The organism is Blautia parvula, from assembly GCF_020215665.1.
Taxonomy (GTDB): domain Bacteria; phylum Bacillota; class Clostridia; order Lachnospirales; family Lachnospiraceae; genus Blautia; species Blautia celeris.
The window spans coordinates 433,487-447,638 of sequence record NZ_CP084061.1; the positions used below are offsets into that span (position 1 = coordinate 433,487).

The 14,152-nt window shown below is 50.7% G+C and carries 15 protein-coding genes; all 15 read left to right on the forward strand.

The window, feature by feature from the left end:
- The first annotated feature begins 4 nt into the window (after positions 1-4).
- A complete protein-coding gene (locus tag LC508_RS02110) occupies positions 5-580 on the forward strand; it encodes a TetR/AcrR family transcriptional regulator (protein WP_103731899.1) in 576 nt (191 codons plus the stop codon).
- Positions 577-1,005, forward strand: a complete 429-nt coding sequence (locus LC508_RS02115; protein WP_103731900.1) for a hypothetical protein — start codon at positions 577-579, stop codon at positions 1,003-1,005. Before LC508_RS02110 ends, LC508_RS02115 begins: the two co-directional genes overlap by 4 nt.
- 195 nt (positions 1,006-1,200) lie before the next feature.
- Entirely contained in the window at positions 1,201-2,643 is a 1,443-nt protein-coding gene (locus LC508_RS02120) for an MATE family efflux transporter (protein ID WP_330425238.1), read from the forward strand.
- On the forward strand, positions 2,630-3,529 hold the full coding sequence (locus tag LC508_RS02125; protein WP_103731901.1) for a DMT family transporter: 900 nt from the start codon (positions 2,630-2,632) through the stop codon (positions 3,527-3,529). Before LC508_RS02120 ends, LC508_RS02125 begins: the two co-directional genes overlap by 14 nt.
- A gap of 129 nt (positions 3,530-3,658) precedes the next feature.
- On the forward strand, positions 3,659-4,693 hold the full coding sequence (locus LC508_RS02130) for a molybdopterin-binding protein (protein ID WP_103731902.1): 1,035 nt from the start codon (positions 3,659-3,661) through the stop codon (positions 4,691-4,693).
- 3 nt (positions 4,694-4,696) lie between these two features.
- Positions 4,697-5,638: an XdhC family protein gene (locus LC508_RS02135; RefSeq protein ID WP_103731903.1), complete on the forward strand. Its 942-nt coding sequence runs from the start codon at positions 4,697-4,699 to the stop codon at positions 5,636-5,638.
- Between the two features lie 131 nt (positions 5,639-5,769).
- The gene (modA, locus tag LC508_RS02140) at positions 5,770-6,690 is read left to right on the forward strand and encodes a molybdate ABC transporter substrate-binding protein (RefSeq protein ID WP_103731904.1); all 921 of its coding nucleotides are present in this window, start codon (positions 5,770-5,772) and stop codon (positions 6,688-6,690) included.
- A 73-nt stretch (positions 6,691-6,763) separates the two neighbouring features.
- Complete coding sequence (modB, locus tag LC508_RS02145) at positions 6,764-7,450, forward strand: molybdate ABC transporter permease subunit (protein ID WP_033143357.1); 687 nt, start codon at positions 6,764-6,766, stop codon at positions 7,448-7,450.
- The gene (locus tag LC508_RS02150) at positions 7,447-8,508 is read left to right on the forward strand and encodes a sulfate/molybdate ABC transporter ATP-binding protein (RefSeq protein ID WP_103731905.1); all 1,062 of its coding nucleotides are present in this window, start codon (positions 7,447-7,449) and stop codon (positions 8,506-8,508) included. The genes modB and LC508_RS02150 overlap by 4 nt, the downstream gene beginning before the upstream one ends.
- A 172-nt stretch (positions 8,509-8,680) precedes the next feature.
- The gene (locus LC508_RS02155; protein ID WP_103731906.1) at positions 8,681-9,175 is read left to right on the forward strand and encodes an Lrp/AsnC family transcriptional regulator; all 495 of its coding nucleotides are present in this window, start codon (positions 8,681-8,683) and stop codon (positions 9,173-9,175) included.
- On the forward strand, positions 9,172-10,341 hold the full coding sequence (locus LC508_RS02160; RefSeq protein ID WP_103731907.1) for a pyridoxal phosphate-dependent aminotransferase: 1,170 nt from the start codon (positions 9,172-9,174) through the stop codon (positions 10,339-10,341). The genes LC508_RS02155 and LC508_RS02160 overlap by 4 nt, the downstream gene beginning before the upstream one ends.
- 86 nt (positions 10,342-10,427) lie before the next feature.
- On the forward strand, positions 10,428-11,750 hold the full coding sequence (locus LC508_RS02165) for an aspartate kinase (RefSeq protein ID WP_033143361.1): 1,323 nt from the start codon (positions 10,428-10,430) through the stop codon (positions 11,748-11,750).
- A gap of 67 nt (positions 11,751-11,817) precedes the next feature.
- On the forward strand, positions 11,818-12,759 hold the full coding sequence (locus LC508_RS02170) for a 2-hydroxyacid dehydrogenase (protein WP_033143362.1): 942 nt from the start codon (positions 11,818-11,820) through the stop codon (positions 12,757-12,759).
- A gap of 24 nt (positions 12,760-12,783) precedes the next feature.
- Positions 12,784-13,254, forward strand: coding sequence for a hypothetical protein (locus LC508_RS02175; protein WP_054352453.1), 471 nt, complete (start codon positions 12,784-12,786; stop codon positions 13,252-13,254).
- 16 nt (positions 13,255-13,270) lie between these two features.
- Entirely contained in the window at positions 13,271-13,681 is a 411-nt protein-coding gene (locus tag LC508_RS02180) for an acyl-CoA thioesterase (protein ID WP_054352454.1), read from the forward strand.
- The last annotated feature ends 471 nt before the right edge of the window (positions 13,682-14,152 follow it).

Genomic DNA, 14,152 nt, shown 5'->3' on the forward strand with positions numbered 1-14,152 from the left:
TGAGGTGAATACAGTTGTGACGTCCAGGGAGGAGATTTTGAGGGCTGCGGGGGAGATGGTGAAGGTGGTGAAGGGAGACGGGGTCAGTATGAGGGGAATCGCGAGGGAGTGTGGGATTGCGGTGGGGTCTATTTATAATTATTTTCCGACGAAGAATGATCTGATGATCGCGGTGGTGGTTGAGATGTGGAAGGAGATATTCTTTGTGCCGCTGAGTAAGATAGAGGGGAAGAGTTTTTTGGGGGTTGTGGAGTGTATTTTGGAGAGGATGGGGGAGAACAGAGGGGAAGGACAGGGCTTTTTGGCGGAGCATGCTTTTGTTGTGGGGGATAAGGAGAAGGGGCATCTGGTGATGGAAGAGTATCTGGGGCATATGAGAGAGGAGCTTCTGGCAGTGCTTATGGGGGACAGCGCTGTGGCGGACGAGGTCTGGAGTGATGGATTTTCGGCGGAGGATTTTGTGAGGTTTGTGGTGGATTTTCTGGTGGAGGATCTGATGCGGGGGACGGACAGAGCTGTGTTTCTCAGGGAATTGATACTGCGTGTGGTTTATGGAAGGAAACGGGAGGATTTGAGATGAAAGTGAGAAAAAATTATCTGCTGCTGATCGCGGCGATCGTATGGGCCGTGGCTGGGGGGAATATTCTGCGGATTGGACTGGAGGTTTACGGGAATTATCTCGGAGTGCTGAATGTGCTGCTGTCAGCCGCGGTTTATATGGTGTTCCAGATTTTTGTGTTTGGGAAGATGGTGCGGAAGCATACCGTGAGGATTGTAGGATATGAGGAGGAAAATCAGTTCTTTCTGAAGTTTTTTGATAAGAAGGCATTTTGTATCATGGCGTTTATGATGACCTTCGGTATCGGGCTTCGGGTGTCAGGATGGTGCCCGGAAGTGTTTATCGCTGTATTTTATACAGGGCTTGGGGCGTCGCTTCTCACGGCAGGCGGGTTGTTTCTGGTGAATTTTGCGGGGGTTATGAGAGGGAACACCCAGGAGGCGTAAAACAGAGGGAAATAAATTTGAGATTATGATTGAAAATTGAAAATACTGGTGCTATACTTGCTTTCAAGCGAATTGCCGCACATGCCGAACCAGAGTGTGCTAAAATGCCCGGCCATATCAAGGGCAGAGACACCGGTTCGGATGGAAACAGGTGGCCTTATAAAAAGTGTTCCGGTTTGTCCGGAGCACTTTTCTATGCGCCGAAGACGTGCCAGGGACGGAACATCCGTTCGTCTCCTGTCCGACAGCCGGAAATATTACATGATAGAAGAGAAGGAGACTATGGCAGTTATGGAAAAAGATATGACAAAGGGCAGTCCGTTCCGGCTGATCCTGGCTTTTACGATTCCCCTCATAATCGGCAATGTTTTTCAGCAGCTCTATAACATGGTGGACGCCATCATTGTGGGACGGACGGTGGGAGTCAACGCGCTGGCAGCAGTGGGGATGTCCGGCAGTATTGTGTTTCTGATCCTGGGGTTTTTAAACGGACTGACGACGGGATTTACGGTCCTCACCTCAAGGACTTTCGGGGCGGGAAATATGGACGGTATGAAGAAATCTGTCTATTCCTCTTCCGTGCTGGCAGTTGTGGTCACTGTGATTCTGACTGTGATCAGCGTGGCGGGGCTGAAAGGACTGCTGCGCCTGATGAATACCCCGGATGAAATTTTTCAGGATGCTTACCAGTATCTGTTTGTGGTGTTTCTGGGGATTTGGACCCAGGTGCTCTATAACCTGCTGGCAAGCTTTTTAAGGGCCCTTGGAAACAGCAGGATACCTCTGTATTTTCTGATCCTGGCGGCAGTGCTGAACATTTTCCTGGATCTGTTTTTTATACTGGTCATGAAGATGGGAACCAGAGGAGCGGCTGTGGCTACGGTGATCTCCCAGGGCGTGTCCGGTGTTCTGTGTCTTGTGTATATAGTGAAAAAGGTGCCGCTTCTGCATATGAAGAAGGAGCACAGGATTCTGGAGAAAAATTCCGTCCGTTTTCAGATCAAGGTGGGGATTCCCATGGGTCTTCAGTTTTCCATTACCGCGCTGGGGATCATGATCCTGCAGAGTGCTCTCAATGGATTCGGAGCCAGGGCAGTGGCCGGCTTTACGGCCTCCACAAAAGTCATGCAGCTGATCAATCAGGCCATGATTTCCATCGGTGTTACCATGGCAACGTATTCCTCACAGAATATCGGGGCGGGAAGGTTTGACAGGATCAGAAAAGGAGCCAGGGTCTCCACAGGGATGTCCGCTGTGTATGCCGTGCTGGTCACTGTGATCCTTCATTTTTTCGGCAAATACATGGTGCGCATGTTCATTGACAGCGGACAGACAGACGTGCTTGGGTACTGCGAGATGTATTTTTCCATCATTGCGCCGTTTATGCTGATTTTGGGGTCCATTTTTATATACAGAAATATTCTGCAGGGAATGGGATTTGGCTTTGTACCCATGATGGCAGGGGCGGCTGAGCTGGCAGCCAGGACAGCGGCAGCTTTTACCGCGCGCCATTTCGGCTCTTTTGAGGGAATCTGCTGGGCAGACCCTCTGGCCTGGGTTGCGGCTGCGTCGCCTCTTGTGATCACTTATCTGTGGAGAATGAAGAAATTGGAGAGGGAAGCCTATGAAAGAGAGTAAAAAGACAGCAGGTCATTTGATGGCTTTATTTACAGTGGCTGTGTGGGGAACGACATTTATTTCCACAAAAGTGCTGCTTCGGGAGTTTACACCCATAGAAATTCTGCTTTTCCGGTTCCTCATCGGTTTTGCGGCGCTTTGTCTGGTGAATCACAGAAGGCTGAGAACCAAAGAGAGAAGCCATGAGCTTTTGTTCGTGGCTGCGGGAATCAGCGGTGTCACCCTGTATTTCCTTATGGAGAATATTGCGCTGACCTATACTTATGCGTCAAATGTGGGGGTGATCGTGGCGACAGCACCGTTCTGCACCGCCATTCTGGGATTTATTTTCCTGAGGGATGAGAAACTGAAGATGGGATTTTTTGTGGGATTTGTGATCAGCATAGCAGGTATTGTTCTGCTCAGCTTCAACGGGCAGAAGTCCTTTCATCTGAATCCGAGAGGGGATGTGCTTGCCCTTCTGGCGGCTGTGGTGTGGGCCTGCTATTCTGTGCTCATAAAGAAGATCAGCAGCTACGGGTATCAGACCATTCAGATCACCAGGCATGTGTTCTTCTACGGCATTCTTTTTATGCTGCCTGCCCTGTTCTTTATGGATTTCCGCTGGCAGTTCTCCAGATTTAAAGATCCGGTGCTGCTGGCAAATATTTTATTTTTGGGGCTGTGTGCCTCTGCTCTCTGTTTTGTGACCTGGAATCTGGCGGTGAAGATTGTAGGCGCAGTGAAAACCAGTGTCTATCTGTATCTGGTTCCGGTGGTCACCATTGCAGCTTCAGTCCTTGTCCTCCACGAAAAAATATCGGTGGTGTCTGTTCTTGGGACCGTGATGGTGCTTATGGGGCTGGTCCTCTCAGACCGAGGAAAGACAGCAGAAAAAAATAATTAGAAAATGTTGCCAAAACAACTTTTTTAATTGCGCGAAACGTGTATAATAATAGAAACAAAATAAGAACCGTTTTTCGGACAATTCCGAAAAGCGGTTTTACAATATTGGGAAAAACGGGGATAAGCGGAAATGAGAGAGATAGAAACAACAAAAGCGGCAGGACATATTCTCTGCCATGATATCACGCAGATCATTAAAGGAGAAAAGAAAGGTCCTGTGTTCAGAAAAGGCCATGTAGTCAGGGAAGAAGACATTCCTGTCCTCTTATCTGTGGGCAAGGAGCACCTGTTTGTCTGGGAAAAGACAGAGGGAATCCTCCATGAAAATGAGGGCGCCGAGATTCTGCGGGATATCTGCAAAAATGAATATATGTCCGAATCGGAGATAAAAGAGGGAAAGATTGAGCTGAAGGCCCAGATAGACGGGCTGTTTAAAATAGACAGAAAAAAACTGCTGGCAGTTAATTCCCTGGGAGAGATGATGATTGCCTCCCGCCACGGTGATTTTCCGGTAAAAAAGGGAGACAAGCTGGCAGGCATGCGCATCATTCCCCTTGTCATCGAGGAGGAGAAGATGAACCGGGCGAAAGAGGCCGCGAAGGGTGGTCCTGTTTTTCAGATCCTGCCCTATCGGGAGAAAAAGGTGGGCATTGTGACCACAGGCAGCGAGATTTCCAAGGGCCTGATCCAGGATACCTTCGGTCCTGTGATCGAGGAGAAGCTGGGGGAATTCCCCACAACAGTGATGGGCCAGGTGTATCCGGGGGATGACAAGGAGAAGATCACAGAGGAGATCCTTTCCTTTATAGAGCAGGGCGCGGATATGGTGGTCTGTACTGGCGGTATGAGTGTGGACCCGGATGACCGCACGCCGGGAGCTATTAAGGATACAGGGGCTGAGATCATTTCCTACGGGGCACCGGTGCTGCCGGGAGCCATGCTTTTGGTGGCCTATTATAAGAAAGACGGGAAGCGTATTCCCATTGTGGGACTTCCGGGATGCGTTATGTATGCAAAGAGAACCGTATTTGATCTGGTACTGCCCAGGCTCATGGCGGATGACCCGATAGAAAAAGAAGAACTGGCAGCTCTTGGCGAGGGCGGATTATGTCTGAACTGCGATGTCTGTACCTTCCCCAACTGCGGGTTCGGAAAAGGAAGATAATATATGGCTGACAGAGAAATGTATCTGCAGATCGCCGCGCTGTTTGCTCAGACAGATGAGATCACTATTGAGACCACGCTTATGGGGGAACAGGCCGGACAGAAGAAAATACTCACCGGGGAGGAGCGCATGCTTCCTCCGGGGGAACATGTATACAGGGAAACGCTCTACGGGAGAAGCCGGGCCGTTGTCTGCGGCGGAGGGCATGTCTCCCTGGCACTAGTGCGCTTTTTAAAATTGCTGGATTTCCATGTGACGGTGATCGACGGGAGAGAGGAGTTCGCCAATCGGGAGCGGTTTCCCGAAGCGGATGAGATCCTGTGTATGGATTTTGAAGAGGGTCTGGAGCAGCGTGATTTTGGAGAACATGCCTATTACATTATTGTGACCAGAGGGCACAAGGATGACTACCGTTGTCTTCGTTCTATTTTGAAGAAGAAGAGAGACTACGTGGGCATGATCGGCAGCAGGGGAAAGGTTGCCATGTCTTTTGAACGGCTGCGGCAGGATGGAGTGGAAGAAGAAGAGATTCGGAAGATCCGTGCGCCCATTGGCCTTGCCATCAGCGCCCAGACCCCTGCGGAGATTGGTGTGAGCATCTGCGCGGAGATCATTCAGGAGAAAAACAAATATCCCCGCAAGACCCTGGAGGAGGAAGTGCTCAGGGGTATCCGGGATGAAAATGCCGTGACCATGGTAACCGTGGTGGAAAAATCAGGGTCTTCCCCCCGGGGGGAGGGTACGCGGATGGTGGTATGCCGAGACGGAAGCATATACGGAACCATCGGCGGCGGGCCCATAGAATTTGCTGCGGTGAAAGAAGCCCGGAACTTTTCAGATGCGGGCGGTTTTTCCATCCGGGAATATGATCTTTCCAATTCCAAAGCAGCCACCCTTGGGATGGTCTGCGGCGGAAAGGTAAAAGTGTTATTTGAAAAGCTTTGACAGCAGGCAGGCTGTTTTGCGACCGCCGGGCGGGATGTGCACAGGAGTTTTGACGGACAGCAAACTTGCGGCCAGTGTTGAAGGAGCCGGAAATAACACGATGATCGGACAAGAGTCAGGGAGGATTCACTATGAAAAAAAGAACAGCAGGCCTTTTGGGTATTTTTTTGGCAGCAGCTATGATGACCGCAGCATGCGGCAGTGACAACAGCCAGGAAACTGCAGAAAAAACAGCGCCGAAGACAGAGAAAAAGGACAACATAGAAAGTAAGGACGACGCAGAGGGCAAAGACGAGGCAAAGGCAGCAGACGATGAGACAACAGATAACGGGGAGAAAAAGGATGCAGAGGAGCCGGTCACCATATTGATGGCAGCGGCAGCCAGCCTGGAATATTCCATGAAGGATGAGCTGATTCCCATGTTCCAAAAGCAGCACCCAAACATTACAGTGGAGGGCACCTATGACAGTTCCGGAAAGCTTCAGACTCAGATAGAATCCGGCATGGATGCGGACTTATTCTTCTCCGCAGCGGAAAAACAGATGACTGCCCTGAAGGATGAGAACCTGATTGACAGGGATTCCGTTAAGCATCTGCTGGAGAACAAGATCGTTCTTGTGGTTCCTTCAGATAAGAAGGACGCATACACAAAATTTGAGGACGTGGTGAACGCGGAGACGGTGGCAGTGGGAGACCCGGAGAGTGTGCCTGCAGGACAGTACGCGCGGGAGGCACTCACAAGTCTCGGACTCTGGGACCAGGTATCTGCAAAAACCAGTCTGGGAACCAATGTGACAGAGGTACTCAACTGGGTATCTGAGGGAAGCGCGGATGCAGGCATTGTATACGCCACAGACGCAGCCACCAAGAAAGACAGCCTGGCAGTCGTTGCGGAAGCACCGGAGGGAAGCCTTGCACAGAAGGTTATTTATCCGGCAGGTATTGTGACAAGCTCCGCAAAAAAGGAGGCAGCACAGCTCTTCCTGGATTTCCTTGCCTCCGACGAGGCGTCAGCAGTATTTGAGGAATATGGTTTTACACCAGTGAAATAATGATCACAGCATTCAGGCATGGCCGGTCTGCATAAGCCGGCTGTGCCATTATTCTACAGGGGGACAGGCAGATATGGATTACTCACCGATATGGATATCAGTTAAGACGGCATCACTTACCATTGTCATCGTTTTTTTCATCGGTTTGGCGGCAGCCAAGCTGGTGGCAGGGCTCAAAAACGAGAAGATCAAGATGGTGCTGGACGGTATTTTTACCCTGCCTCTGGTTCTCCCGCCGACTGTGGCCGGATTCTTCCTCCTATATTTATTTGGAATCCGGCGCCCGATCGGGGCTTTTTTTGTTGAGTATTTTGGCGTTAAGATCGCATTTTCCTGGGGAGCGACCGTGCTGGCGGCAGTGGTGATCTCCTTTCCGCTCATGTACCGTTCCGCCAGGGGTGCACTGGAACAGGTGGATGAAAACCTGATATTTGCAGCCAGGACCCTGGGATTTTCCGAGTGGCGGATCTTCTGGAAGGTTATGTTTCCGGCGGCGCTTCCGGGCATTGCCGGCGGCGGCATTCTGGCTTTTGCCAGAGGACTGGGCGAGTTTGGGGCTACAGCCATGATCGCGGGAAATATAGCAGGCAAGACAAGAACTCTGCCTCTGGCTGTCTATTCCGCAGTGGCAGCAGGGGATATGGATACCGCCTACAAATATGTCATGATCATTTTACTGGTCTCCTTCCTGGTGGTAGTCCTCATGAATTATTTTACAGCGAAAGAGAGAACATACGGAAAGCGGGGAAAGAAAGCATGAGTCTGCAGGTGGATATCAAAAAAAGATGGAAGGGATTCTCCCTGCAGGTCCGCTTTGAGACAGGAGAAGGACTTCTGGGAATCCTGGGAGCCTCCGGCTGCGGCAAGAGCATGACATTAAAGAGCATTGCAGGCATTGTGACGCCTGACGAGGGGAGAATCCTATTAAACGGCAGAACACTTTTTGACTCGGAGAAGAAGATCAACCTGAAGCCCAGGGACAGGAAGGTGGGATACCTTTTTCAGGATTACGCCCTTTTTCCAAATATGACGGTCAGGCAGAACATAAGCTGCGCTGTCAGGGGGAAGGATAAAGAGAGAATGGCAGAGGAACAGATACAGAACTTCCAGTTGGAAGGGCTGGAGGACCAGTATCCCCATCAGCTCTCCGGCGGACAGAAGCAGAGGACAGCACTTGCCCGCATGATGGCAAATGAGCCGGAGGCACTGCTTCTGGATGAACCTTTCTCTGCCCTGGACTATTATCTGAAGGAACAGCTCCAGGTGCAGATGCTGGATTTTCTGAAGGACTGCAAAAAGGATATGATCCTTGTCACCCACAACAGGGATGAGGTATACCGTTTGTGCGGGGATCTGCTTATTATGGACGGCGGGGAGAAGATTCGTATGGGACCCACAAAGGAGATCTTCCGTTATCCGGGCTGTGTGGCTGCTGCGCGTCTGACGGGCTGTAAGAACTTTTCCAGAGCCAGAAAGCTGGATGATACTCACGTGGAGGCGCTTGACTGGGGAATTGTGCTGACCGCGGGGAAACAAGTACCGGATGCGGTTTCCTCAGTGGGAATCCGGGCGCATTATTTTATTGCCTGTCAGGATGACAGCCGGGAAAATACGTTTCCCGCTGAACTGGTGGAGACCGTGGAATCCCCCTTTGAGATGAATGTAGTCATCCGGAAAAAGGGAATGCCGGGACATGACAGGCGCGAACAGATCTGGTGGAAAATGGCAAAGGAGAAATGGGCCGGCATGGAGGGGAAAGTCCCGGAATTTCTCAGGGTTTCCCCGGAGGATGTGCTGCTTCTCACAGACAGGCCGTGAGGCCGGGCAGCAGAAGATAATTGACAACAGAACGATTACGGCGTAAACTAATAAAAACATTTATGCCCAATCAAAACAAACCTGCGCGGCAGAATGTCCGGGCAGGTTTTTATTTTTTCGGCACACGAAAACAGGCGGAAACACACCGCCTTGCAGGACAGGAGAGGATTATATGGAACAGGATTTGAGAAGACAGGTTTTAAATATTTTGGAGAAAAACAGCAGGCTTTCCCCTGCGGAGATTGCAGTCATGACAGGAACCGATGAGCAGACAGTGGCGGATATGATCTCTGCGCTGGAAAAAGAGGGCATTATCTGCGGATACCACACCCTCATCAACTGGGATAAGGAAAATGATGATTCCGTGACAGCCCTGATCGAGCTGAAGGTCACACCCCAGGGCGGCGACGGGTACAACAAGATAGCAGAACAGATTTACCAGTATCCCCAGGTGGAGACCCTGTACCTTATGTCAGGGGCTTACGACTTTTTAGTGCTTTTAAGAGGAAAGAGCATCAAGGACATCTCCCTTTTCGTTTCAGAAAATCTGGCGTCTATAGAGGAGGTGCAGAGTACGGCTACATATTTCACCCTTACAAAATATAAGGAGCAGGGAGTTAACCTTGCAAGGAAAAAGCAGGACGGAAGAATGGTGATCACTTTATGAGAGAATTTGTCACAGAGAAAGTAAAACAGATCAAGCCATCCGGAATCCGGAAGTTTTTCGACATTGTGAGCGAAATGCCGGATGCCATCTCCCTGGGAGTGGGGGAGCCGGATTTTGACACTCCCTGGCATATCCGTGAGGAGGGAATCCGTTCCCTGAAGGCAGGGAAGACCTTTTACACCTCCAATGCGGGACTTATGCCTTTGAGACAGGAAATCAGCAGATACATAGAGGACAGAATGCAGCTCACCTATGACCCGGCATCTGAGATCATGGTAACCGTGGGCGGAAGCGAGGCTATTGACATTGCATTTCGGACTGTTTTGGAACCGGGGGATGAGGTGATCATCCCTGAACCGGCGTTTGTGTCCTATGTGCCCTGTGTGCAGCTTGCAGGGGGCGTGCCGGTGACCATCCCTTTGAAGGCTGAGAATGCGTTTCGTCTGAAGCCCCGGGAGCTGGAGGCAGCCATTACGCCTAAGACGAAGGTGCTGCTTTTGTCCTATCCGAACAACCCCACAGGCGCCATTATGGAAAAAGAGGACTTGGAGGCTCTTCTGGGCATTATTGAGAAGCATGACCTGCTGGTGATCTCCGATGAGATTTACAGTGAGCTGACTTACAATTCCAGGCATGTGAGCATTGCCTCCCTTCCGGGAATGCGGAAGAGATGTGTGGTCATCAACGGATTTTCCAAATCCTATGCCATGACAGGCTGGAGACTTGGCTATGCCCTGGCACCGAAGGAGATCATGGAGCAGATGGTGAAGCTTCATCAGTTTGCCATCATGTCCTCTCCCACCACAAGTCAGTACGCTGCGGTGAGCGCCCTGAAAAACGGCAATTCCGACGTGATGGAAATGCGGCTGGCCTATGACCAGAGAAGACGTTTTCTGCTTCACGAGATGGAGCGGCTTCAGATTCCCTGCTTTGAACCGAGAGGCGCTTTCTACATATTCCCGGATATCTCGGAATTCGGCATGAGTTCGGAAGAATTCGCCACAGAGCTTCTCAGGGAGGAAAAGGTGGCTGTTGTTCCGGGCAGCGCGTTCGGGGACTGCGGTGAGGGATTTATCAGGATATCCTATGCCTATTCTATAGAAGAACTGAAAGCAGCCCTTGCCAGGATTGAGGCTTTTCTGAAAAAAATACGTCAAAATAAGTAGAAAATACTGGACAATTGGCGAATCAGATTATATTATAAGTTTTATACTTTAATTTATAAAAGAGTTACAGGGAGGATTTGAAAGAAATGAGAAAAGTGGTAAAATTCGGCGGCAGTTCCCTTGCCAGCGCAGAACAGTTCCGGAAAGTCGGCGAGATCATCCGTGCGGATGAGAGCAGAAGATATGTTGTGCCCTCCGCACCGGGAAAGCGTTTTTCCGCTGACACGAAGGTCACGGATTTATTATATCAGTGCTACCAGGCAGCAGAGAAAGGGGGAGCGGAGTTTCAGGCTCTTCTTTCGGAGATCAAGAGCCGTTATCAGGAGATCATAGACGGCCTGGAGCTGTCCATTTCCCTGGAAGAGGATTTTGGCCTTATTGAAGAGAATTTCAAAAAACAGATCGGCGAGGAGTACGCAGCTTCCCGCGGCGAGTTCTTAAACGGAAAGGTCATGGCAGATTACCTGGGCTTTGAGTTTGTGGATGCTGCCCGCATCATCCGTTTTGACGGCGAGGGACAGTTTGACGCGGAGATGACCAACCGTCTCACCAGAGAGTGCCTGAAAAACATGGAGTATGTGGTAGTGCCGGGCTTTTACGGCGCTATGGAGGACGGCACGGTCAAGACTTTCTCAAGGGGCGGTTCTGACATTACCGGTTCCATTGTCTCCGGGGCGCTGGATGTGGACCTGTATGAGAACTGGACAGACGTATCAGGATTTCTCGTGACAGACCCCAGGATCATCAAGGAACCCAAAGTCATTGACACCATCACCTACCGTGAGCTGCGCGAGCTGTCCTACATGGGCGCCACCGTGCTTCACGAGGAGGCAATCTTCCCTGTGCGAAAAGCCGGAATCCCCATCAATATCAGGAACACCAACGCGCCGGATGACGCGGGAACCATGATCGTGGAGGACACCTGCAAAAAGCCGGCTTACACCATCACCGGTATAGCGGGCAAAAAAGGTTTCTGTTCCCTCTTTATTGAAAAATCCCTGATGAACTCCGAGATCGGATTCGGCAGAAAAGTGCTGCAGGTTTTGGAAGAGCAGGGAATCTCGTTTGAACATGTGCCTTCAGGTATTGACACCATGACTGTGTTTATCCATCAGGATGAGTTCGCGGAGAAAGAGCAGCAGGTGATCGCCGGCATTCACCGTATGGTAAATCCGGATTACATGGAGCTGGAGTCTGATCTGGCACTGATCGCGGTGGTTGGCCGCGGCATGCGTTCCAACAGAGGAACCGCAGCCAGAATCTTCGCTGCACTGGCACACGCCAATATCAATGTAAAAATGATCGACCAGGGCTCCAGTGAGCTGAATGTGATCATCGGCGTGAAGAATGAGGACTTTGAAGGGGCAGTGAAGGCGATCTACGACATTTTTGTGACAACACAGCTTTGAGAATAGCCGTGCTTGGCGAAACTGCCGGGAAAAGGCTGAAATTGAGAAAAGAGGACATAAGAACAACATGAAACTGGTTATCATTGAGCCGCTTGGCGTGGAGAAAGAAAAGCTTCTGGCAATTGCCGGGGAATATGTATCTGACCGGGTGGAAATTATATACTATGACACAAAAGTTACGGATACAGCGACCCTGATCGAGAGGGGAAAGGATGCGGACATCATCGTGGTGTCCAACCTTCCCATGAACGGGGAGGTCATCCGCGGATGTGATAAGCTGAAACTTCTCTCCGTGGCATTTACAGGCGTGGACCATATTGACCTGTCCGCGTGCCGGGAAAAGGGTGTGACTGTATGCAACTGTGCCGGATATTCCACGGCAGCGGTTGCGGACCTGGTGTTCGGTATGGTGATCGCGCTGTACAGAAATCTGATTCCCTGCAACGATGTTGTGAGACAGGGAGGGACCAAGGACGGCCTTGTGGGCATGGAGCTGGAAGGCAAGAAATTCGGAGTGGTGGGCACCGGTGCCATCGGCATGCGCACGGCAAAGATCGCCCGGGCTTTCGGCTGTCAGGTCTTTGCTTTCAGCAGAACAGAGAAAGAACTGCCGGGAGTGGTCTATCTGCCTCTTGAAAAGCTTTTGGCATCCTGTGATATTATTTCACTCCATGTGCCATTGACAGAAGAGACCAGGGGACTGATCGGGAAAGAGGAGCTGGCGCTCATGAAAAAGAGCGCGATACTCATCAATACAGCCAGAGGTCCGGTGGTGGACAGCACTGCCCTTGCCAATGCCCTTCAGACAGGGCAGATCGCAGGTGCCGCTGTGGATGTTTTTGAGACAGAGCCTCCGGTGGCGTCTGACCATCCTCTTTTGCAGGTGAAAAACCTCATCGCCACCCCGCATGTGGCATTTGCCACAAAAGAGGCTATGGTGAAGCGCGCACACACGGTTTTTGGCAATGTAAAAGCCTGGGAGGCGGGAACCCCCCAGAATGTCATATAGAAGCTGACAGCAGGAGGAAGCAAAATGAACAAATATATGAACATGAATAACAGGAACAAGAAGAACGGGATGCTGAAGTGGGTTGGACTTGTGGAGCTGATCATGGGTGCTATGAACCTGTCAAACGGTCTGCTGTCCATGTATGTCCTGTTTTCCAAGGGCCAGGAAGTACTGGATGAGATAGAGAAGACCAATCATATTACAGTGACCATGCAGGAGATGACCATTTCCGTTTTGGTCACTGTGGTGCTGGGAGCCGCCATGCTGGCTGCAGGCCTCATTGCCATGATGTTCAACGGCATCAAGGGAAAAGAGAAGCTGCCGTTTATCATGGGCATTATCCTTCTTGCGTGTATTCTGATATCGAATATCATCAATATTGTGATGCTGAGAAGCTCTTTCAGTCTTTCCTTTATCTTATGGGTAGTGATCCACGGGCTGTATCTGTACGGCGCTTACCGCAATAAGCAGAATATAGAGGCTGAGAATTTGTAGAAGAGAGTGGGCAAATATGGAAGTTTACAGACATAAGACCCAGTATTATGAGACAGACCAGATGGGAATCGTACATCACTCCAATTATATCCGCTGGTTTGAGGAGGCGAGGACAGATTTCCTTGAGAAGCTGGGGATGGGATATGACAGGATGGAGGCAGAGGGAATCATAAGCCCGGTGCTCTCCGTGTCCTGTGAGTACAGGACTATGACGCATTTCGGAGAGACTGTGGCGATTGCCGTGGCGCTGACAAAATATAACGGTATCCGGCTGGAGCTGGCATATACGGTCAGCAGTGCGGACACCGGGGAGGTTCGGGCAGTGGGAAGCTCAAAGCACTGTTTTCTTGACAGGGACGGTAATATCCTTTCTCTGAAGAAAAGGAGTCCGGGGTATCATAAAATGCTGGAAGAGTGTGTGAAATAGAATGTCGGGGTTTCTTTGACCGGACGTCACCCGGCCCCTGGCTTCTCTCACGCAAACACCCGCAACGCTCGGCCGAGCTAACCGTTAACTGCAACTAAGACGTTCGGGAAAGCCCTCACGCCTAAGTTTCCGTAAACGGTGGATCTCGTCCTCCCTAAGTGCGCGGGCAAATGTTTACGTGAGAGAAGCCAGGGGCCGGGTGCCTGTTGGTTGGAAAGCGGGAGGTATCAGGTTTGCAGACGAAATGTTTTCTCCGGTGCGGAAGTGTATTACACCGGTAATTGGTGTCTATATATTTATTTATGTTAGAAATACTCCGCCTGTGAAATTTATTTTGAGAACTTTCGTTTCCAGTACACAGTCATGGGGGCATGGGAATCTCTCAGGCAGGCATTTGCCCGCGCTTTTAGCGATGGCGAGATCCACCGTTTACGGAAACTTAGGCGTGAGGGCTTTCCCGAACGTCTTAGT